The following is a 20,264-nucleotide window of genomic DNA, read 5'->3' as shown; positions in this document are numbered from 1 at the left end:
ATTTTACAAGGGAGGTAATTATATGGAGACAAGAGTTGCGATTATTGGAATCATCGTCGAGGATGTTGAATCAGTTGATAAACTAAATAATATCTTACATAACTACGGGCAGTACATTATTGGCAGAATGGGTATTCCCTATCGTGAAAAAGGTATCAATATAATTAGCCTGGCAGTGGATGCACCCCAAGATATCATCAGTGCACTTTCGGGAAAGCTGGGTAAACTCCCCGGGGTCAGCACTAAGGCGGTCTATTCCAAGTTAAAAGATAAGGCAGAAAATGAGGGATCTAATGAAACAACTGATCGATAAGCTTCATAAGACCAGGGAGCTGGAACCTGCAGAATTTAAAGAACTCATCGAAAACCGCTGCTCTGAGCTTTCGGAGTACCTTTTTGCCAAAGCAAGGGCAGTACAAATTGAAAACTACGGGAACAATGTTTATATTAGGGGTCTCATTGAATTCACGAATTATTGCAAGAATGATTGTTACTATTGCGGAATCCGGAAAAGCAACTCCACAGCGGAGCGCTACCGTTTAACCAAGGAGCAGATTCTCCAATGTTGTGATACGGGGTATGAACTGGGTTTTCGTACCTTCGTACTGCAGGGTGGCGAAGACGGGTACTATACCGATGAAAAGATGGTCGATATTATCCAGTCCATTAAAAACAATCATCCCGACTGTGCACTCACACTTTCCATGGGCGAAAAAAGCTTCGAAACCTACCAAGCTTTTTTTGAGGCCGGAGCTGACCGCTATCTGCTGCGTCATGAAACTGCCAACGAGGAACATTATAGCCGACTGCACCCCCATAATCTGCTTCTTAAAAACAGAAAACAGTGTTTATCTGACTTGAAGAAGATAGGCTTTCAGGTAGGATGCGGTTTTATGGTGGGTTCCCCCTTTCAGAATACCGATTGTCTGGTTGAGGACTTGTTGTTTATCAAAGAATTTAATCCTCATATGGTGGGAATCGGTCCCTTTATCCCTCATCATGAGACGCCCTTTGCTAAAGAGAAAGCAGGAGAGCTGGAACTGGTCTTGTATTTGCTGGGAATTGTTCGTTTGATGCTTCCTGAGGTACTGTTGCCGGCTACCACCGCCTTGGGTACAATCCACCCTCAAGGGCGGGAGCTGGGGATACTTTCTGGGGCAAATGTGGTGATGCCTAATCTCTCACCCACTGATGTAAGAGGGAAATATTTGCTCTATGACAATAAAATCTGCACCGGAGATGAAGCTGCGGAATGTCGGAATTGTCTGCAAGGCCGCATAGAAAAAATCGGCTACAAAATCGCTGTCACCCGCGGTGATCATAAATCCAAACTTTGAAAAAATACTAATACTGAAGGGAAAGACATGTCTGACCCGCTAAGAAAGGAATTTTGTTATGTATAATGCAAAATCAGCTAAAGCAGAGGAATTTATTGCCCATGAAGAAGTTCTTAGCACCCTGGAGTATGCCGAAAAGAACAAACATAATCTCGAATTGATCGACAGCATCATCCAAAAAGCAAAATTACGCCAAGGACTCTCTCACAGAGAGGCTGCAGTCTTGTTGGACTGTGATATCGAGGAAAAAAACCAGGAAATTTATGCCTTGGCCGAGCAAATTAAAAAAGATTTTTATGGCAATCGTATCGTAATGTTTGCCCCCCTCTATCTATCCAATTACTGTGTCAATGGCTGTCTGTACTGTCCTTATCATTTAAAGAATAAACATATCGCCAGGAAGAAAATGACCCAGGATGAAGTCCGCAGAGAAGTTATAGCACTTCAGGATATGGGTCATAAACGCTTAGCCTTAGAGGCAGGGGAAGACCCCGTCAACAATCCCATTGAATACATACTGGAATGTATTGATACCATTTATAGCATCAAACATAAAAATGGTGCCATCCGTCGGGTTAATGTAAATATCGCGGCAACCACGGTGGAAAATTATCAAAAACTGAAGGATGCCGGAATTGGAACCTATATTCTATTTCAGGAAACCTACCATAAGGAAAGCTATGAAAAATTACATCCCACCGGGCCCAAGCACAACTATGCTTATCATACTGAAGCCATGGATAGGGCTATGACCGGAGGCATCGATGATGTCGGTCTGGGAGTATTGTTCGGCCTTGAATTATACCGCTACGAATTTGCAGGTTTACTGATGCATGCTGAGCATCTGGAGGAAGTATTTGGGGTAGGGCCTCATACCATCAGTGTCCCCAGAATACGTCAGGCTGATGATATTGATCCCTCGACCTTTGCTAATGGAATCAATGATGATATCTTTGCTAAAATTGTAGCATGTATTCGCGTAGCTGTGCCCTACACAGGGATGATTGTCTCGACGAGAGAAAGCAAGGAATGTCGAGAACGAGTGCTTCATTTAGGAGTTTCGCAAATCAGTGGAGGTTCCAAGACAAGTGTCGGGGGATATGCCCAGCCTGAAGCGGAAGAGGACAATTCCCAACAATTTGAGGTTAGCGACACCAGAACCCTGGATGAAGTGGTTAAATGGCTGATGGACTTAGGCTTCATTCCCAGCTTTTGCACCGCCTGCTATAGGGAAGGCAGAACCGGTGACAGGTTTATGACTCTTTTGAAAAGCGGACAGATTCAGAACTGCTGCCACCCTAATGCCCTGATGACCCTCAAGGAATATCTGGAGGATTACGCTTCACAGGAAACAAAAACCGCCGGTGAGGCTATTATTCAAGAAGAAATTGGAAATATTCCTAAGGAAAAAGTAAGAGAGATTGCTAAGGAGAATCTGATAAAAATAAGCAATGGAAGCCGGGATTTCAGGTTTTAGGAGGCTGATTAACATGGGATTGAATGAAACACCATCTGCCAATCGAGTTCATATAGGATTTTTCGGCAAGAGAAACGCCGGAAAATCCAGCCTCGTCAATGCTGTTACGGGACAAGATCTAGCTGTTGTATCCAATGTTAAGGGTACGACGACAGATCCCGTCTCTAAAGCCATGGAACTGCTTCCTTTGGGTCCAGTCATGATCATTGATACCCCCGGCATTGATGATGCAGGTGACCTGGGGGAACTGCGGGTTAGAAAAAGCCGTCAGGTGCTTAACAAAACTGATGTTGCCGTCTTGGTCATCGATTCAACCAGTGGTAAAACCTCGGAGGATGAAGAACTGATTGCGCTATTCGCTGAGAAGAAGATTAATTATGTTGTTGCCTACAATAAATCGGATCTGGCGGGAGAGGAAATACCGGAAACGGAGCATGAACTATCTGTCAGCGCTGAAACTGGGCACAATATTGAAAAACTGAAGGAAAAGATAGCGGCTTTGGCGGTTACTGAGGAACCCAAGCTAAAAATTGTGGGAGACTTGATTAATCCCTCAGATTTTGTGGTATTGGTAACCCCTATTGACAAGGCCGCTCCTAAGGGCAGGCTGATTCTGCCGCAGCAGCAGACTATCCGGGATATTCTGGAAGCCGATGCTACAGCTATTGTTGTCAAAGAATTCGAGTTGCGGGAAACCCTGGAAAGTCTCGGAAAAAAGCCGAAACTTGTGATTACCGACAGTCAAGTCTTTGCCAAGGTGTCGGCAGATACACCTCAGGATATTTTTCTAACCTCCTTTTCCATTCTTTTTGCCAGATACAAGGGCACTCTGGAATCGGCTGTTAAGGGAGCAAAAGCCCTGGACTCCCTACAGGAGGGTGAGACCATTCTCATTTCCGAGGGATGCACCCATCATAGACAGTGTGACGATATCGGCACGGTAAAGCTGCCGCGCTGGATTAAAAACTATTCTCAAAAGCAGATTAACCTAGAATTCACCTCAGGGACGGAATTTCCCGACAATCTGTCCAAATACAAACTGATTGTTCACTGTGGCGGTTGCATGCTCAACGAAAGAGAAATGAAATATCGTCAAAAATGTGCCGCGGATCAGCAAGTACCCTTTACCAACTACGGTATTCTCATTGCTTATATGCAGGGGATATTAAAGCGAAGCATTGCCATGTTTCCTAACATTCTAGCAGAATTTGAGGACTAGGGTTATGCGTAGTGAAAGAGACAAGATCGGAGAAATCCTCCTGGAAGATGAAAAGTTGTACGGTATCCAAACCGCCCGAGCAATGGATAATTTTAAACTTCAGCATAAAAAAACAAGTTTACAGTTGATTTATGCTCTTGTCACCATCAAGAAAGCTGCTGCCATGACCTACCAGAAGCTTGGTGTGGGCAAGGATGGAGTTTATGCTGAGATTTCTCAAGTTTGCGATATGATTCTGCAGGGAAAACTGGATGATGCCTTCGTAACCGAAGCCCTCCAGGGTGGGGCCGGAACCTCAACGAATATGAATGTTAATGAAGTGATTGCTAATCTTACACTTTTGAAGCTGGGATTCAAAAAAGGAAGTTACCATATTGTTCATCCCTTAGACGATGTGAACCGCGGACAGTCTACAAACGATGTCTACCCAACGGCTCTGCGCATTGCCGCCATTCAGATGTTGAGAAAGCTAAGCGAAGCCTGTGCCCAACTTCAGCAAGCACTGCAAACAAAGGAGAATGAATTCGACAGCATTTTGAAGCTTGGCAGAACGGAGCTGATGGATGCTGTGCCTATTACCTTGGGACAGGAATTCGGTTCCTATGCCCAGGCTGTTGCCAGGGATCGCTGGCGACTGTATAAAGTTGAAGAAAGGTTGCGGCAAGTAAACATCGGTGGAACAGCGGTTGGTATCGGAAACAATGCTGAAAGAAAGTATCGATTCAGAGTCATTGAAGTACTCAGAGAATTAACCGGGATAGGTCTGGCCACTGCCGAGTATCCTATGGATATCACTCAGAACAATGATGTATTCGTTGAAGTGTCGGGGTTACTGAAAGCCCTGGCTGTGAATCTGATGAAAATATCCAATGATTTGCGTCTTATGAATTCAGGCCCTAAGGGAGGAATCTCGGAAATAACCTTGATGCCGCTGCAAATGGGTAGTACCATCATGCCCGGTAAAGTTAATCCCGTTATTCCTGAAATGGTGATGCAAGTTTCCATGAGAGTGATGGCTAACGACGTAGCCATCTCAACCGCCGCCGCCCACGGAGAGTTTGAACTTAACGCTTTTTTGCCTCTGATTGCCGATTCTCTGCTGGAAAGCATGGGCCTTTTACTGAATGCTGCTGAGCTGTTTCGAACTAAGTGTATTGAGCAAATTAAACCAAATCCAGAGAGATGCAGGGAGTTGCTTGAATTATCCTACGCTTTTACAGCCGCCTATACACCCTTTTTAGGTTATGATAAAGTCCGTGAAATAATCGAAAAATCCTGCGGCGATCCACAAAAGGCCAAAGAAATGCTGGATGAGTGATCTTCTGCAAAAGTTTTCAGGCTCATCTGTAACCACGAATTGCTTTGATGTCTCTCAGATTAAACTGACAGGACCTCAGGTTAATAAAATTTGGTTCTCGAGAATGAAAATGAGATAAATAATTGGCTAGTAAAAAAAGGAGAGCTATAAAGCTCTCCCGAAAATTTTGTTCTTCCATTTCGAATAAATCTGTCTTGCTTGTAAATGGGAATTAGAAAATTACAGCCAAAGCAATAAGAATCAAAATAGCAATTGCAATGATTCCGGCACCGACATAGTTTGCCCCGCCGGATCCGCCACAAGCACCGCCATAACCCATTCCGTACATATTATTTCCTCCTTTCAATTAGAATACAATTCCCATTGCGATGAGCAAGAGAATAATGACGACAACCGCAGCAATACCTGCGCCAAGGCCATGCCCTGTACCGAAAGTTGTTCCGCCACCGAATGCCATGAGCGTTCCCTCCTTTTTTAAGAGATACATTATATTATGAATAATATGGTAAATGTGAGACAATTTGTAAATAAAATTGGATAAACTAGAGGATCGGTTAGATAAGTTACAGTTACAGCCCCTAAAAATGGTTTATCCATTTACCCTACACGTAATAGGGTGTAAAAATGTAATTTCCACATTGTTATTCCTCTGCATATGCTGAATTACAACATATGCGAGGAGGCACTATGATGACGGATCATAAATTTGACAATAGTATGATAGTTTCTGCTAGCCGTGAGGAAGTCCCGTGTCCGGGCAGTTGTCAAGGTATGCGATACACTGTTCAAGCAGGAGATACTCTCTATTTTATCGCTCGTCGATTCAATGTAACAGTCCAGCAGATTCGAGATGCAAATCCACAAATAGTTAATCCAAATCTTATCTTTCTTGGACAGGTAATTTGTATTCCGACTATACTTCAGCCGGATAGTCAATTGAAAGTCCTAACTCTGCGATTCTTGACAGAAACAGGCCAACAGCTTCCCATAGTGGATGGAGCGGTTCAGCTTACAGATAGGGTTATAGTCCGGGCAACGTTTAATCGACCTGTTTCACGTGCCTTCTTCTTTCTAGAACCTACTGGTACAGATACTTGTGAATTCGCACGTCTAATAGGTATTGACTGCCCAAGTGCAGTTACAGGTGTAGCAGAGATTCTTTGGCAGGTGCCGCCAGGAACTCTAGGGCGCGTTTATGTAGTTGCTTGTATCAACAATATTTGTACAAAATCAGATGAAGTGTTAGTTATTCTTAATGTTTAATATAGCTGATAGCCACTCCTGTGAGCGGCTATTTTTTGCGCAGATTCGAGCCAACAAAAGAGCCTAGGCGTTAATTGCCTAGGCAAATTCTTTATGCTGTTATAGGTGTAGGAATTTTTCTGGATAATTCAAACAGCCAAGTAATGATTCTCCACAATGCAACGAGAACACGCAAAAAACCTGAAAGCATTCATTTCACCTCCTCATTGGATTCCCATAAGAAGAGACGGTAGCTTAATCTATTCTATTCAGCATGTCCTTAGATGTTCTGGAAATAAATGATTAGAGAATAAATGGCCCAGGCTACTACCTGGGCCAAAGGCTTTAACTCGCAGCAGGTATAGCGATTCTTGTTCCTACACCCCATAACCATGGAGAAACTAAAATCAACAATGCAACTAAAAACGCTAAAAACCCTAATAATCCAAATAAACCTATAAACATTTCTATACACCTCCTTATTTGGAATCCTATAAGATTAGGATTCTGATATATCTTATGCAACATGTCCATAATTGTTATTTTTGGATTATAAACTGAGTGAGGCATTAGGACACAACTTTCAGATCAACATTTGGAATGAGGGAGGGATTACACATTCCTTCCTTAACATACATAATATGTAAAAAAAGAAAAGGAGGAAAATTTTAGTGTATTATAATTCAGATATATTACATGTTCATAAATATTGCTTTCCCACAACGTTTGATCATGGTCACTCCCATAGAATAATTGGTGTTTCCAGTCTAGGAATTAGACGAGGGAATACACACGTTCATTGCTATCGTGGGATAACCACCGTAGACAATGGTCATGTGCATTATTATAAAGGTGAAACTGGGCCAGCCATACACCTTCCGAGTGGTGGACATATCCACTGCTATAAAGGAATTACAACAATTGAAGATAGGCATAGACATGCTTATGAAGGGACAGACTACCCTTCCTGTCCCTAATAATTAGCTGCTTCGCGAGGTTAATTTTATCTTTCTCTTATAATATAACTAAGTATATAGGAAGATATGGATCTAAGGCTATTGTCGAAATAACAATTAGCGGGCTTTTATCTGGCTCGCTTTTTAATTGTTTACTTATTATGTGTATAAATATGCTCATACCTTTATGGAGAGATCGTAGTTTTGTAGTGATTAAATATGTTTTCCAAGAAACTATAGTTTTTAGACAGACTCAAAAAATTGACTGTGAAATAAGATATAATATATTTTTATTTTGGAGGCAATACCATGATTGGCAACAATTTTGTGCGTTCTTCGCTTGAAGTTAACCTGTTTTTCCTTAGAATTATGAGAGAACATCTGATCTTTATTGAAGCAGATTTGTCGCATAGGGATATTCATCTAAGTCATAAAATAACTGCCCTTAGAAATGAAGCCACTAACCTGCTTAGGACTACGATAGCCTTAGCAAACGGCATTGGTCTTCAAGCCGTTGGTTCAGGTGAATTTATCACAGATTATACAATAAATGCTGAACAGGCAACCGAGTTTTTCACGGGTATTGTGATAGATAGGGATGTAAGTACATCCGTGCTTACAATCGGCAGTATTGAAAGTTCCACCTATTCCTCGGCCTTAGTAGATCAGGTCGCTGTATTAAACAACAATGCAATTGTGGTAACCCAAGCTATATCTAATTTCAAAGTAAGTCTCTTAAAAGATGTACTGAGTTGTCGTGCTTTTTCTCACAGTTACCCTCTGCTACTGGATCATATAAACAGAGAAGCTCAGTTCTATCTAAAAACCCTTCAGAAACTTCAAAATAAAGTGCCTTTCAACTTAGTACGTGAAGCAGTAGAGCAAGAAGCATTCTGGAATCGCATCATGGGCGAACATGCTAAATTTGTTCGTGGTCTGTTAGATCCAACGGAGGAGTTGTTATTTGACAAAGCCCATCGGTTTGGCAAGGAATTTGATCGACTAACTGCTGAGGCAATATCTCTTAGTGAAGACATTAATAAATTACCTGAAGCAACTAAGAATAGCATAAGAGCCACCACCTCTATCAGGAACTTCAAACGTTCTGGGGTAGAAGGGATTTTAGGCTGTAAGATAAAAATTGTTGCACTTCCACTACTCGCCGACCATATCCTAAGGGAAGCTAACCATTATCTTCGGATGCTTAAAGCGTTTAATCAAGTAAGATAATCATTAGGACCTAGCTAAGCTAACTTAACTAGGTCCTAATTGATTTACATATGTGCTTTATATTTATAAATTGTGTTATCCTTAACATTTGTTACTCATAAGGTTAGGAATACTTCCACTGAGAAACCATTGTCATGGTTTAACTTGAATAGTCAATATGACTGAATAATTTCTTTTTTTAATAGAATACTAAATTAAAAGGAGGCAGGGTTAATTGAAAAAATTAATTGTTTTCGCCCATCAACATCAGGAGAGTTTTAATCGTGCAATTTTAGATCAGGTGGAGTCCAGTTTAAGAGAAAAGGGACAAGAAGTTATCGTTCGTGATTTGTACAAAACTAACTTTCAACCTGTGTTAAAACCTGAAGATACAGATTCAATGAAAGTTGGAAAAATTCCAGAAGACATTAAAATAGAACAAGACTTTATTTCTGAGTCAGATGTCATCATTTTCATTTATCCCATCTGGTGGTCAAATATGCCCGCTATTTTAAAGGGGTATTTAGATCGGGTGTTTTCATTTGGTTTTGCTTATACCATGGGGGATCAAGGTGCAGTTCCCTTATTAAAGGGAAAGAAAGGCCTGATTATTAATACTTATGGTGCATCTGAGGAACAATATGAATCTATAGGTATGAATAGAGCCTTTAAAACCACAATGGATGTAGGCGTTTTTGGTTTTACTGGAATTGAACCTGTGGATCATTTGTTGTTTGGATCGGTAACTACTGTAGATGATCTTGCCCGTAAAGAAATGCTAGGGAAGGTTAGAGAAACCTTGAATAAACATTTTTAACAATATAAGTTATTTGTACAAATAGAAATGTACATAAAAGACACAAAAAAATAGAAACGCTAAAGCTGCGCCATTAGGCCTGTTTAGCGTTTTTTAAAATGTGGAACTTTGAGTAAAGCTTGCGGCTCTGTAGGGGGCTTAAAAATATTTTCAGGTTGGATAGGATTTGTGATTGGACGCGCAGAATTGTAATATAACCCTGTATATCAGTTGAAAAGTCAGGTAAGGAGGGGATGAAGTTGATAAATCTAAATCAGAACATGATCGATAATAAGGCCTCAGCAAATTGTTGAGAACCTGTGGTAAGTGCTGGTCAGCACAATGGAACAAGCACTGAGAACTGTCAAATTTGCCACGGACAATTGGAGTATTTTAATCTAGGCCGGGAATTATCTTGTTTTCGATGTGGCATAAAGGAAACCGCTAACATTGTATGCCCCAATGGACACTATATATGCGATAAGTGTCACGGGGAAGGCCTATTTGATACTGTAAAAGATTATGTCTTAAAGAGTAAATCAATAAATCCTTTAGAAATTGCTGAATACCTCATGAATCTGGATAATGTCCCAATGCTCGGTTGTGAAAATGCTTGGATAGCAGCGGCAGCTTTGATGTCTGCGCTTAAGAATGAAGGAACCGCTAAAGTTACAGATGAATTAATTGTCGAAGTACTGAATAGGACGAAGAAACAAGCAATCGGAGGATACTGTGGTCTAACAGGGGTATGTGGGATTGTTCCTGCAATTGGAGCATGCTTTAGTGTCATCCTTGGCGCATCCTGTTCAAAGGACAGAGAAACTGCAATCGTTATGAGCGTAGCAGGTAGAATTATTGGTACAATTGCTAAGGAAACAGGGCCGTGTTGTTGTAAAAATTTCCTCCGAAAATCATTGGACGAATCTGTTAAAATGGTTAAAGAGCATTTGTGTATTTCCTTAACAATCGCCAGGGAAGACAATGTTTGTAAGTATGTTGATAGACATCCTCACGGATGCAGAAAAGAAAAGTGTTCATATTACAAAAACACGTAATGGTAGCAGCAATTCACTCAACCATTCTTTTGGCTTGTGAACATCATGATTAATCTTGAGATATCATAAATATTGAGGTAGAAAGTGGTATGGGTACAGAGAGTTTGTTTTCAGTAATATCATTAGTTTCGGTTGTTATATATGCTTACATTGGTATTTATACCTTCACCCAAAATCCGAAATCTCTTGTCCATAAAGTATTTTTACTTTTATGTTCAAGTTATGCGATATGGTCTTTTGCTTATTCCTTCGCTTACATAGCACATGACAAAATTAGTTTTTCCTTTTGGAACAAGATATCTGCTATTGGGTGGTGTAGTTTCAGTGCTCTTTCGCTATATTTAGTTCTTTTAATAACAGAAAATCCAATTCTAAAATATCGAGTGGCCAGGGTTTTGATTTTTTTGCCAGCAGGAATTTTCTTTTACATGGCAATTTTTTTATTTGGCGAAGGTATTGAGACGTCTAAAGTTACTACCAATATCTTTTATATTGGGGATTTTTTGTACAATTTTTTATTTTTATTGATTAGTATAATTATCTTACTATTTTGGGGCCTAAAATCGAGCAGTGTCAGAATCAAAAAGCAATCTTTTATATTAGTAACTTGTAGTGGGATTCCTTTTATTTTGAATCTATTGACCCAAGACATACTTCCGCTGGTTGTTGTAACAATACAATTTCCTCTAATGGGACAATTGTATTCCATTATTATGATCTTAGGTACTTATAGAGTAATTACTAAATATAAGTTTCTAAGACTTCCGGAACGCTACATATTTGAAGAAGTTGTTAAGGAAATTATGGATATGGTCATATTGTTGGATGCTAAAGGAATGATTATAAAGATATCTCAGCATACTTTGAGTTTACTTGAATTTAAAGAGGATGAACTGATAAACCAGGATATTGATGTTATTTTGGAAGAAAAAAGAAGACGAATATTAATAGACTCTTTGAAAGATAGCAGTAAATTAAATGATATAAATCTATTGAAGAAAAGTGGCGAAAGAATTCCAGTTAATATATCTTACAAACAAATCATTGATGATAAATTACATGATCTGCTAGGTGTAATTCTTGTAATCCAGGACATTAGCTTATTGTATGATTTGCGGAGAAAAAATGAGGAACTCCATGCGTATGTACAACAAGTAGAGGCTAGTGAATACACCTTTCGAAAGCTTTTTGAAGGCTCTTCTGATTCGATTTTAATAATGGAAGGAAATAAGATTATCGATTGTAATCCAGCAACGACAAGATTATTAGGAACTGATTCTAAAGAAATTTTAATCGGTAAAAATTTATGGGAGCTTTCACCTGAATACCAACCTGATGGGATTCTTTCTGAAGAAAAGGCCCAAGCAATGAATAAACAGGCCAAGACCACGGGTGAAGTTAAATTTGAATGGTGGCATAAAAAAGAGAATGGGATCGAGTTCCCTGTCGAAATCATGTTAACTTCTATTCTACTCAACGGCAAACAAGTTTTTCATGGTTTGTTAAGAGATGTGACTGAGCATAAACAATTGGAAAATAGACTAGAGTATTTAAGCTACAACGATGTACTAACTGGGCTATACAATAGAAGATTTTTTGAAGAGGAATTGAAGCGGCTGGATGTACCAAGGAATCTTCCTCTAACCATAGTTATGGCAGATGTGAACGGGTTAAAGCTTATCAATGATTCATTCGGACATATCATGGGAGATGAGCTCTTGCAAAAGGTAAGTTCAGCAATAGCCAAAGGCTGTCGATCAGGCGATATTATAGCTAGGCTTGGTGGAGATGAATTTGTTATTCTGTTACCTAAGACAGGTGTTAAGGAAACAGAACAACTTGTTAAAGGTATAAAAGCTTACTCTAAAAATGAACAAGTAGGCTCTATTGAACTATCCATTTCATTTGGTTGGGAAACTAAACACAATCCGGAGGAAAATATTTTAGAAGTATTTAAAAAAGCTGAGGATCGAATGTATAAGAAAAAGCTTTTTGAAAGTCCCAGTATGAGAGGAAAGACCATTAAAGCTATCATTAGTACTCTTCATGAAAAAAACAAACGAGAAGAACAGCACTCCTATCGAGTTTCGGAATTGTGCAAAAGTATCGGAAAAGCCCTTAGTTTGTCGGAAGGAGATATCGAGGAGCTAAAAACAGTCGGGTTGCTTCATGATATAGGAAAAATTGCGATAGAGGAAGCCACTCTCAATAAGCCGGGGAAATTGACTGAGCTTGAGTGGGAAGAAATAAAACGTCATCCGGAGATAGGTTATAGAATACTTAGCACAGTGAATGATATGGCAGAAATTGCAGAATACGTTCTATGTCATCATGAAAAATGGAATGGTATGGGGTATCCCAAAGGCTTAAAGGGGGAAGAAATACCGCTGCAAGCGAGAATTATCGCCATAGCTGATGCCTATGATGCTATGACTAGTCAAAGGAGTTATCGAAGTGCATTACCGGAAGTTATTGCTCTTGAAGAGCTACAAAACAATGCAGGTATCCAGTTTGACCCAATGATCTTAAACGTATTTATTGAAACCGTATTAAACAAACTTTCCAGGAATGATAGTCAGGCCGGATAAATCGGTTTCGAGTTCCAAAGGATAAATTTATTACTGATAGGGTATTAGGACAATTGTGAGTGGGGATAATTTAGATTAGCCAAACTTTCTTCTAAAGGAGGTTACAATGGAAGATCCTCTACTCACAATAATTGTTTTAGCAATTACTTGGCAATGGGGCGATTGGAGGCACTGGAAAGATTACTACTCAACAATTCTGTTTTGGGCACTAGGTAATTTCATCTACCTCTATCTTACTATTAATAAACCCCTTTGGAAATTTACAACGATAGTACCTTCATCCCTAGCTGATATGCTAATGAGTCTTGTGCTTTTTCCATGTTTCGGCTTGTTGTTTTTGGCATATTTTCCCTCGAAAAATATCCCTAAGAAATTCATATACATAATCACTTGGGTGCTTTTGTTTTCGTTAATAGAGTTGTGGGCTTTAAAAATTAATCATTTTGCTTATCTAAATGGTTGGAAATTTACATATTCGGTTATTTTCAATTTGTTCATGTTTCCCTTACTCCGCATACATTACATAAAACCACAGTGGGCTTGGCTAATTTCGTTTGTTGCTGGGGTTATGATCATGATAGTTTTTAAAATTCCACTTAATTAAATACGCAGAAAACACACATGACAAGGATGCCATGTGTGTCTTCTAGAAATCATAAGGTGGCTACTACCAAATTATTTGATGGTAGCCACCTCTACGATAGCAGCCTCACGGTATGTTATCTTCAATTTTTTCTAATACTAGAGAAGGTATATTAAGAATCCCCAATTGGCAACTATTGTTTTAGTAAAGGAAAGTATCTCAATGGTTTATTTTTGGTCAAATACAATTTGGTATATCCTATTAGGTATTTCGACTATCAGTACAGTAATTTACTCAATAAGCAAAGCCAAGCGGCGTAAGTTTACTTTTGCCTTTTATATGACTTTAGTAGGACTGGTTCTTTTCTTCGAAACAATGATACTTATTGTGTTTAAATCATACAACTATTATCCGATGATTATTCATACTTCACCTTTTGATGACGTTCTTGCAGGAAACCTTTTCTCCCAGTTTTCCGTCGCAGCAACTGCCCTGTTAGTAGCGGTTTTAAATTTAAAGAACTATTGGATATTAATTCTATCGGGAATATACGGACTAATAGAAGAACTATTTTTGGCTTTAGGTATCTATTCGCATAACTGGTACCGAACTTGGATGACTCTTGTGGGGTTGACTATATATTTCTGGTGGGCAAAAAAGAATTACATAAAAGGGTTGATGAGGGGTATTAAACCTCTTAGATTGTATTTTTACATATTTATTGGATTATTTCCGCTGGACATAATTACCTTGTTATGGGGGTTTATTTTGTCGGGATATCAAAATTATACACGGAATCTTATACCTGACTCGGTAAGAAGTCCATATGTCGCAGCTCTCTTGTATTATACATTTGTTGCAGTTATTATAATTTCAATCTATTTTCTAAGGCTTAAATGGCGCTGGAAGTCCGGGGTTATTTTGGCGATTTACGGCATAAATTTTATTGCCTATAAGCTGCATATCCTTTACTTTTATAATATGTTTTGGTATGTGGTTTTTTCGACAATATCTATTTTCTCAATTTATCTATCAATTGTATTGCTTGATTACTTCTACAAAGACAAGTAAATTTTGAAAGTGGGAAGACCTGATATTTCAGAGTACCATAAGCTGAACACAAGCAGCCTCATCCATGAAGGATCTGGCTGCTTGTGTTCGAGTAGAATGATAGGATAGCTTACCTTACCGTCGAGCTTCATCCTTTTTTTCTGCTATGAAATAATCAATACTTTCTCTGCGTCGATCATTTTTCGCTTCAATAGCTTGTTTCTCTTCATCAGAAATCTCATCTGCATGTTCATTTAAGTAATCCTCTGCTTCACGCAAATTTACAAAAGTGTGGTCTATATGATTCTGAAGGTGTTCCTCATTATCTGATCGATCATCTGGTTTGGCCAATGTTATCACTCCTATTCAATCCTTGCTGCATTATTAGGATGACCTAAACTGAAAGATGCTATTCCATAGTGTTCCTTACAAATATAGTGTTCATGTTTAGTAGTGACATCATTGATGCTCCGCTCATAGTATGTCTAGAGAGGGGAGTGAAAATGGTTAAACCAACGATTAAATGGATCGGATCGCCTAACTTCAGTAGCCCGATGGGGTATAAAATAATTGCGATTGTAAATCACATCATGGAAGGTACATTGGTAGGTACAGACTCATGGTTTGCGAAGCCAGAGAGTAAAGTTAGTTCTCATTTTGGAGTCGGTAAAAATGGAGAGATCCATCAGTACGTGGATCTGAAAAACCATGCTTGGGCAAACGGAAGTGTGAATCAACCGAATTGGCCTTTGCTTATTTCAGGAGTTAATCCGAATTATTACACCGTTTCAATTGAACACGAAGGCCTAAGCGGGAGTAAGATGCCTGAAGCCCAGTACCAGGCAACTCTTGCCTTACATCGCTGGTTAATTGAGACTTTAGGGATTCCTGTAACCAGAGATAATATCATTGGGCATAACAGGATCGACTCTGTTAATAGAGCTAGGTGTCCTGGAACAGAATTTCCCTGGGATCGGCTCTTTAATGATTTGCAAGGAGGAAGCGAAGTGTTAAAGGTAGCAGTCTTATTGTTCACGAAGGAGGATTTTTGGGCGGGTTACGATGTTGCAACAAAGCATGGGAACTGCGCTATTTTTGTAAGACCGGCAGATTTATCAGTACCTGATGAAGCCCAAAGTGCTGAGAAATTGATAGTCGTAGGGGGTCCTACAACCAAACATCCAGCTGAAGTTCTGTTGAGTGGAAATGACAAATATCTAACAGCGGCTGCTGTGGCCAAATATTTAGAGTAAATAATGGAAGGTAGTATACTAAGCAGGTTAAGAGCCTGCTATCTTTTTTGAGTTAAAGAGAAGATAGTCATAAGTGACACTGAATCTTAGGTTATGCATCCTTGATGAACTTGAAGTTTACTTCGAGGCCCGAGAAGATAATATTAATATTGTGCTTCAGATTGATAAAAAGGTAAGAGGTTTTTTTGCAAGTGCAATTGATGATCTGGATCTTGATGAGCGGCATGTAAGTTTTTGCCTTACCAATGATCAGTTAAGGGTATCTGGACAAACTGCTGAAATCCTGGCCGGGATTATTCAGCGGGAATATGACAAAATTGGTTAATATAACTACTTAACTAGGTGCTTATAGTGAAAGACCTTATCGAGAAGGGGATGCAGACTTCACTCGATAAGGTCTTTATATTTAAGGTATGCGTTATAAGGCTATAGATAGGGCCAATCAATGGGCTGATATAAATTACCTAAGTCCCTTATCGTAGGGTATGCCTTCGGCTTTAGGAGCCCTGGATTTTTTTGATGTAAAGGCCAAAACAACCATCGTTGCTAAATATGGAAGCATCTTGTAATATGTTTGATTGATGTTTAAAGCATCTAAGAAGGGGATGAGGGCAATGGAATAGGCCACAGTACGCAGGAAGGCGAAGAATAAGGCTGCGAGCAGGATCTTAAAAGGTTTCCATTGTCCGAAGATCATAACAGCTAGCGCCAGGAAGCCGAATCCCGCAACCCCTGTATGACCGTTGGTGTTGCCATTCATAACACCAACGGCGTAGAAGAATCCGCCAATTCCCCCCAGGATACCGGAAAGGCTCACCCCGGCATAACGCATGAAATAGACGTTTATTCCGACAGAGTCGGCAGCGTGAGGATGTTCGCCACAGGCGCGAAGGCGTAAACCAAACTTCGTTTTATAAAATACGATTGCCGATAGAACCAGTAGCAAAATTCCAATATATACAGTGATATAGGTATTTTGGAAAAATATCTTTCCGAGCACAGGTACTTCACTTAAGAATGGAACTTCCTTAATATAGAAGTTCTTGTTTGTGGTTATACCGTCACTGTTGAAAAACATTTTGGAGAACAAGAGAATGGCTGCGGGAATCAACATATTAAGGGCGGTACCTGTAATAGTCTGGTCTGCTTTCATAGTTACTGCTGCCAGTGATAGCAACAGAGAATACAGAAGTCCCGCACCTGCTGCAACGAGCATACCCAGAAGCAATATGCTTTGGGCGTCTAGGGAGGAACTTTGGACAAAGTAAACGAACAGGCAGCCAAAAAATGCACCCACCAGCATGATTCCCTCCAGGGCAATGTTAATGACACCGCTGCGTTCACTGAACATACCGCCCAGGGCCACCAAAAGCAGGGGGATAGCAACTGGAAGGGTATTCTGAATTAAATAATAGAAGGTATCCATAATCTACGCCCCCTCCTTTTGATCAGCAGGCAGGATTTTTACTGATTGTTTTTTGCTGTAACGCTTCTTTATAAGGTTAGCGACGCTTGCATTCATGAGCATGGCAAAGGCTGAAAAATAAATAATAACTGCAATCACAACATCGATGATTTCCGGCTTATAGCCGTAGAGGCTGGCGAGTGTGCCTCCCCTTTGAATATGGGAAATGAACACTGCAGAAAAGATAATTCCGATGGGGTTGGAGTTGCCCAGGAGGGCTACGGCAATACCGTTAAATCCGTTGGCTGCAATAACACTGACCGGCTCATAGGTCATACTGCTCCCAGCGATAGTCGACGGTGCTAAAATAGCGAATGCTCCCCCTAGTCCCGCCATGGCCCCGGCAATGACCAGGGTGAGAATAATATTGCGCTTGTCGTTCATGCCGGCGTAGGCGCTGGCAAATTTGTTAAAACCCGTTGCTTTGAGTTCATAGCCAAAGGTGGTTTTGTTTAAAACGATAAATAATATAAGTGCTAAAGTAATGGCCAGAATAATAGAGATATTGACACTGGAATGAGGGATTCCGAGAGTGGGCAATTGAGCTGAAGCTGGAAGATAGGCCGTTCTGGTTTTCGAGGAAATATACATGGCTGCATTTCCTTGAACAAGCATATCTACTAGGTACATGCCGATATAGTTAAACATGATGGAGGTAATAACTTCGTTAACGTTCAGGAATGCCTTAAATATCCCGGGAATCAAACCCCAAAGCATACCACCGATCATCCCCGCCAGTATACAGACGATCCAATGAATACTGTCCGGCAGCTTCCACATAAACCCGACATACAAGGCAAAGAACATGCCCATGGTATACTGGCCTGAGGCCCCAATGTTAAATAAGCCCATTTTGAAGGCAAAGCCTACAGCCAGACCTGTCATTAAGATGGGAGTTGCAAAATAAAACACATCACCTATACGTTTAAAACCGCCGATCAGCAGCATCTGAAAGCCTAAGAAGGAGTTGGCAGGACTTGCAATCCTCATAATAAGATAGCCAAAAATAAGGCCCAGAATTATTGCCAGCAGAGCGGCTGTAAAAGCGGAAAAGCCTTTGCTTTTCCCCGCTTTTTTAAGATTCTCAATAGCTTTTGAAGATGAAACCATCTTATCCTGCATTTTCATTCTCCTTTGCGGTGCTGCGTTTGGCACCTGACATGTAAAGCCCAAGTTCTTGAACAGTGGTCGCCTTGGCGTCTAGCTCACCAACGATTTCCCCTTCATACATAACAAGAATTCGGTCGCTTAAATTCATGACCTCCTCCAGCTCCAGGGATACCAACAAGACAGCTTTTCCGGCATCGCGCCTGGCAACGAGCTGTTTATGGATATACTCGATAGCGCCGACATCCAGACCTCGAGTAGGTTGTACGGCAATTATCAGTTCGTGCTCCTTGTCAATTTCCCGGGCAAGAATGGCTTTTTGCTGGTTGCCGCCGGACATGCTTCGGACTGGAGTGATGGGTCCTTGCCCGCTGCGCACATCATATTGCTTAATCAACCTATCGGCATAAGAGCGTACGGCTTTGGTTTTGATAAATCCGAAGGTCTGAAACTCAGGCTGCCAATAACGCTGCAGGACTAGATTTTTTTCTAAGGAATAATCAAGGACGAGACCGTACTTATGCCGATCTTCCGGAATGTGGCTTATACCAGACATTGAACGGGTGCGTATGTTAGCCTTGGTAATGTTCTTGCCGCCAAGGGTGATACTTCCGCTGCTAATTTTTTCGAGTCCTGTAAGTGCGGAGACAAGCTCAGTTTGTCCGTTTCCGTCGATACCGGCAAGACATACGATTTCACCTGCCCGCACATCAAAACTTACATTTTTCACAGCATTGTTTTTATGAATCTTGGAGGAAACAGTAATATTATTAGCGGAAAGAACAACATCTCCAAGCTCCTTAGTCTTTTTATGTACCTTGAAGTTCACATCTCGTCCCACCATCATCCGGGACAGTTCTTCCTTAGTAGTATCCTTTATTGCAACGTCACCAATGTATTTACCTTTGCGCAGTACAGTGCAACGATCGGCAACAGCCATAATCTCATTTAATTTATGGGTTATAAATAATATGGATTTACCTTCTCTGGCGAATTCCCGCATTATTTCCATAAGCTCATCTATTTCCTGGGGGGTTAAAACTGCGGTGGGCTCGTCAAAAATCAGGATATCATTTTCGCGGTATAACATTTTTAGAATCTCAACACGCTGTTGCATGCCAACAGATATCTTTTCAATTAATGCATCAGGGTTTACCTCAAGTCCATACTGTTTGCTAAGTTTAAGTACCTTTTCCCGGGCTTGCTTTTTTTTCAAGAAACCCAGCTTATTGGGCTCAACTCCTAAAATGATATTTTCAAGAACCGTAAAAATATCGATGAGTTTAAAATGTTGGTGCACCATGCCGATGCCCAAATCATTAGCGTCATTGGGATTGTTAATTTTGACCACCTGGCCATTCTTCTTGATTTCACCTATTTCCGGCTGGTATAAGCCAAAAAGAACGCTCATTAGGGTGGATTTTCCGGCACCGTTTTCCCCTAACAGAGCATGAATTTCGCCCTTTTTTAAGCGCAGAGTTATATTATCATTGGCAATGATGCCGGGGAATTCTTTGGTTATATTAAGCATTTCGATAATATAGTTTTCCATTAATAAACCCCTTTTTTAACAAGTTAAGTACACATAAAGGGGAAAGGAGCTTTTGGC

The 20,264-nt window shown here is 40.3% G+C and carries 19 protein-coding genes; 15 read left to right on the top strand and 4 right to left on the bottom strand.

What is annotated here, in order from left to right; all coding sequences use genetic code 11:
• The first annotated feature begins 22 nt into the window (after window positions 1–22).
• The 13 genes from DESMER_RS14150 (at window position 23) to DESMER_RS14090 (ending at window position 14,851) form a co-directional block, all read left to right on the top strand.
• Window positions 23–313 (top strand): TM1266 family iron-only hydrogenase system putative regulator, encoded by a 291-nt coding sequence (locus DESMER_RS14150; RefSeq protein ID WP_014903740.1) that lies wholly within the window; start codon window positions 23–25, stop codon window positions 311–313.
• On the top strand, window positions 294–1,337 hold the full coding sequence (gene hydE, locus DESMER_RS14145; RefSeq protein ID WP_014903739.1) for a [FeFe] hydrogenase H-cluster radical SAM maturase HydE: 1,044 nt from the start codon (window positions 294–296) through the stop codon (window positions 1,335–1,337). Before DESMER_RS14150 ends, hydE begins: the two co-directional genes overlap by 20 nt.
• Window positions 1,338–1,395: 58 nt before the next feature.
• Window positions 1,396–2,814 (top strand): [FeFe] hydrogenase H-cluster radical SAM maturase HydG, encoded by a 1,419-nt coding sequence (hydG, locus tag DESMER_RS14140; RefSeq protein ID WP_014903738.1) that lies wholly within the window; start codon window positions 1,396–1,398, stop codon window positions 2,812–2,814.
• Window positions 2,815–2,827: 13 nt separating this feature from the next.
• Window positions 2,828–4,033 (top strand): [FeFe] hydrogenase H-cluster maturation GTPase HydF, encoded by a 1,206-nt coding sequence (gene hydF / locus DESMER_RS14135; protein ID WP_014903737.1) that lies wholly within the window; start codon window positions 2,828–2,830, stop codon window positions 4,031–4,033.
• Window positions 4,034–4,037: 4 nt separating this feature from the next.
• Window positions 4,038–5,351, top strand: a complete 1,314-nt coding sequence (locus DESMER_RS14130; RefSeq protein WP_014903736.1) for an aspartate ammonia-lyase — start codon at window positions 4,038–4,040, stop codon at window positions 5,349–5,351.
• A gap of 687 nt (window positions 5,352–6,038) precedes the next feature.
• On the top strand, window positions 6,039–6,614 hold the full coding sequence (locus DESMER_RS14120; RefSeq protein ID WP_242830985.1) for a LysM peptidoglycan-binding domain-containing protein: 576 nt from the start codon (window positions 6,039–6,041) through the stop codon (window positions 6,612–6,614).
• A 650-nt stretch (window positions 6,615–7,264) separates the two neighbouring features.
• Complete coding sequence (locus DESMER_RS23085) at window positions 7,265–7,570, top strand: YmaF family protein (RefSeq protein ID WP_014903731.1); 306 nt, start codon at window positions 7,265–7,267, stop codon at window positions 7,568–7,570.
• A 288-nt stretch (window positions 7,571–7,858) separates the two neighbouring features.
• Entirely contained in the window at window positions 7,859–8,779 is a 921-nt protein-coding gene (locus DESMER_RS14115) for a DUF2935 domain-containing protein (RefSeq protein WP_014903730.1), read from the top strand.
• A gap of 214 nt (window positions 8,780–8,993) precedes the next feature.
• Window positions 8,994–9,575 carry an NAD(P)H-dependent oxidoreductase gene (locus DESMER_RS14110; protein WP_014903729.1) on the top strand — a complete coding sequence of 194 codons (582 nt, stop codon included), beginning with the start codon at window positions 8,994–8,996 and terminating at the stop codon, window positions 9,573–9,575.
• 233 nt (window positions 9,576–9,808) lie between these two features.
• The gene (locus DESMER_RS14105; RefSeq protein ID WP_427854262.1) at window positions 9,809–10,609 is read left to right on the top strand and encodes a DUF5714 domain-containing protein; all 801 of its coding nucleotides are present in this window, start codon (window positions 9,809–9,811) and stop codon (window positions 10,607–10,609) included.
• Window positions 10,610–10,698: 89 nt separating this feature from the next.
• On the top strand, window positions 10,699–13,197 hold the full coding sequence (locus DESMER_RS14100) for an HD domain-containing phosphohydrolase (RefSeq protein ID WP_014903727.1): 2,499 nt from the start codon (window positions 10,699–10,701) through the stop codon (window positions 13,195–13,197).
• A gap of 106 nt (window positions 13,198–13,303) precedes the next feature.
• A complete protein-coding gene (locus tag DESMER_RS24750; RefSeq protein ID WP_014903726.1) occupies window positions 13,304–13,801 on the top strand; it encodes a CBO0543 family protein in 498 nt (165 codons plus the stop codon).
• A 201-nt stretch (window positions 13,802–14,002) separates the two neighbouring features.
• Window positions 14,003–14,851, top strand: coding sequence for a hypothetical protein (locus DESMER_RS14090; protein ID WP_014903725.1), 849 nt, complete (start codon window positions 14,003–14,005; stop codon window positions 14,849–14,851).
• 114 nt (window positions 14,852–14,965) lie between these two features.
• Here DESMER_RS14090 and tlp read toward each other — a convergent pair whose 3' ends face one another.
• Window positions 14,966–15,181, bottom strand: coding sequence for a small acid-soluble spore protein Tlp (gene tlp, locus DESMER_RS14085; RefSeq protein ID WP_014903724.1), 216 nt, complete (start codon window positions 15,179–15,181; stop codon window positions 14,966–14,968).
• Window positions 15,182–15,333: 152 nt separating this feature from the next.
• Here tlp and DESMER_RS14080 point away from each other — a divergent pair, with 152 nt between their 5' ends.
• Together DESMER_RS14080 and DESMER_RS14075 are read left to right on the top strand one after the other, a co-directional pair.
• A complete protein-coding gene (locus DESMER_RS14080; RefSeq protein ID WP_014903723.1) occupies window positions 15,334–16,083 on the top strand; it encodes an N-acetylmuramoyl-L-alanine amidase in 750 nt (249 codons plus the stop codon).
• Window positions 16,084–16,156: 73 nt separating this feature from the next.
• Entirely contained in the window at window positions 16,157–16,408 is a 252-nt protein-coding gene (locus DESMER_RS14075) for a hypothetical protein (RefSeq protein WP_042333785.1), read from the top strand.
• 135 nt (window positions 16,409–16,543) lie between these two features.
• Here the strand turns inward: DESMER_RS14075 and DESMER_RS14070 are convergent, their stop codons facing one another.
• Genes DESMER_RS14070 through DESMER_RS14060 form a run of 3 tightly spaced genes read right to left on the bottom strand, consistent with a single transcriptional unit; the run spans window position 16,544 to window position 20,207 of the window.
• Window positions 16,544–17,509 carry an ABC transporter permease gene (locus DESMER_RS14070; RefSeq protein WP_014903722.1) on the bottom strand — a complete coding sequence of 322 codons (966 nt, stop codon included), beginning with the start codon at window positions 17,507–17,509 and terminating at the stop codon, window positions 16,544–16,546.
• 3 nt (window positions 17,510–17,512) lie between these two features.
• Window positions 17,513–18,670 (bottom strand): ABC transporter permease, encoded by a 1,158-nt coding sequence (locus DESMER_RS14065; RefSeq protein ID WP_014903721.1) that lies wholly within the window; start codon window positions 18,668–18,670, stop codon window positions 17,513–17,515.
• Entirely contained in the window at window positions 18,660–20,207 is a 1,548-nt protein-coding gene (locus DESMER_RS14060; RefSeq protein WP_014903720.1) for an ABC transporter ATP-binding protein, read from the bottom strand. Before DESMER_RS14060 ends, DESMER_RS14065 begins: the two co-directional genes overlap by 11 nt.
• Between the last annotated feature and the right edge of the window lie 57 nt (window positions 20,208–20,264).

Origin of the sequence: Desulfosporosinus meridiei DSM 13257 (genome assembly GCF_000231385.2) — a bacterium.
Classification (GTDB): Bacteria; Bacillota; Desulfitobacteriia; order Desulfitobacteriales; family Desulfitobacteriaceae; genus Desulfosporosinus; species Desulfosporosinus meridiei.
Note: the sequence above shows the minus strand (reverse complement) of the source record. Positions and strands in the feature narration are given on the sequence as shown.

Excerpts from the sequence above, each read along its gene's own strand:
- DESMER_RS14060 (WP_014903720.1), bottom strand. The coding sequence starts at position 20,207 with ATGGAAAACTATATTATCGAAATGCTTAATATAACCAAAGAATTCCCC.
- hydF (WP_014903737.1), top strand. The coding sequence starts at position 2,828 with ATGGGATTGAATGAAACACCATCTGCCAATCGAGTTCATATAGGATTT.
- DESMER_RS14115 (WP_014903730.1), top strand. The coding sequence starts at position 7,859 with ATGATTGGCAACAATTTTGTGCGTTCTTCGCTTGAAGTTAACCTGTTT.
- DESMER_RS14120 (WP_242830985.1), top strand. The coding sequence starts at position 6,039 with ATGATGACGGATCATAAATTTGACAATAGTATGATAGTTTCTGCTAGC.
- DESMER_RS14150 (WP_014903740.1), top strand. The coding sequence starts at position 23 with ATGGAGACAAGAGTTGCGATTATTGGAATCATCGTCGAGGATGTTGAA.
- hydE (WP_014903739.1), top strand. The coding sequence starts at position 294 with ATGAAACAACTGATCGATAAGCTTCATAAGACCAGGGAGCTGGAACCT.
- DESMER_RS14070 (WP_014903722.1), bottom strand. The coding sequence starts at position 17,509 with ATGGATACCTTCTATTATTTAATTCAGAATACCCTTCCAGTTGCTATC.
- DESMER_RS14090 (WP_014903725.1), top strand. The coding sequence starts at position 14,003 with ATGGTTTATTTTTGGTCAAATACAATTTGGTATATCCTATTAGGTATT.
- DESMER_RS24750 (WP_014903726.1), top strand. The coding sequence starts at position 13,304 with ATGGAAGATCCTCTACTCACAATAATTGTTTTAGCAATTACTTGGCAA.
- hydG (WP_014903738.1), top strand. The coding sequence starts at position 1,396 with ATGTATAATGCAAAATCAGCTAAAGCAGAGGAATTTATTGCCCATGAA.
- DESMER_RS14130 (WP_014903736.1), top strand. The coding sequence starts at position 4,038 with ATGCGTAGTGAAAGAGACAAGATCGGAGAAATCCTCCTGGAAGATGAA.
- DESMER_RS14065 (WP_014903721.1), bottom strand. The coding sequence starts at position 18,670 with ATGCAGGATAAGATGGTTTCATCTTCAAAAGCTATTGAGAATCTTAAA.
- DESMER_RS14080 (WP_014903723.1), top strand. The coding sequence starts at position 15,334 with ATGGTTAAACCAACGATTAAATGGATCGGATCGCCTAACTTCAGTAGC.
- DESMER_RS14100 (WP_014903727.1), top strand. The coding sequence starts at position 10,699 with ATGGGTACAGAGAGTTTGTTTTCAGTAATATCATTAGTTTCGGTTGTT.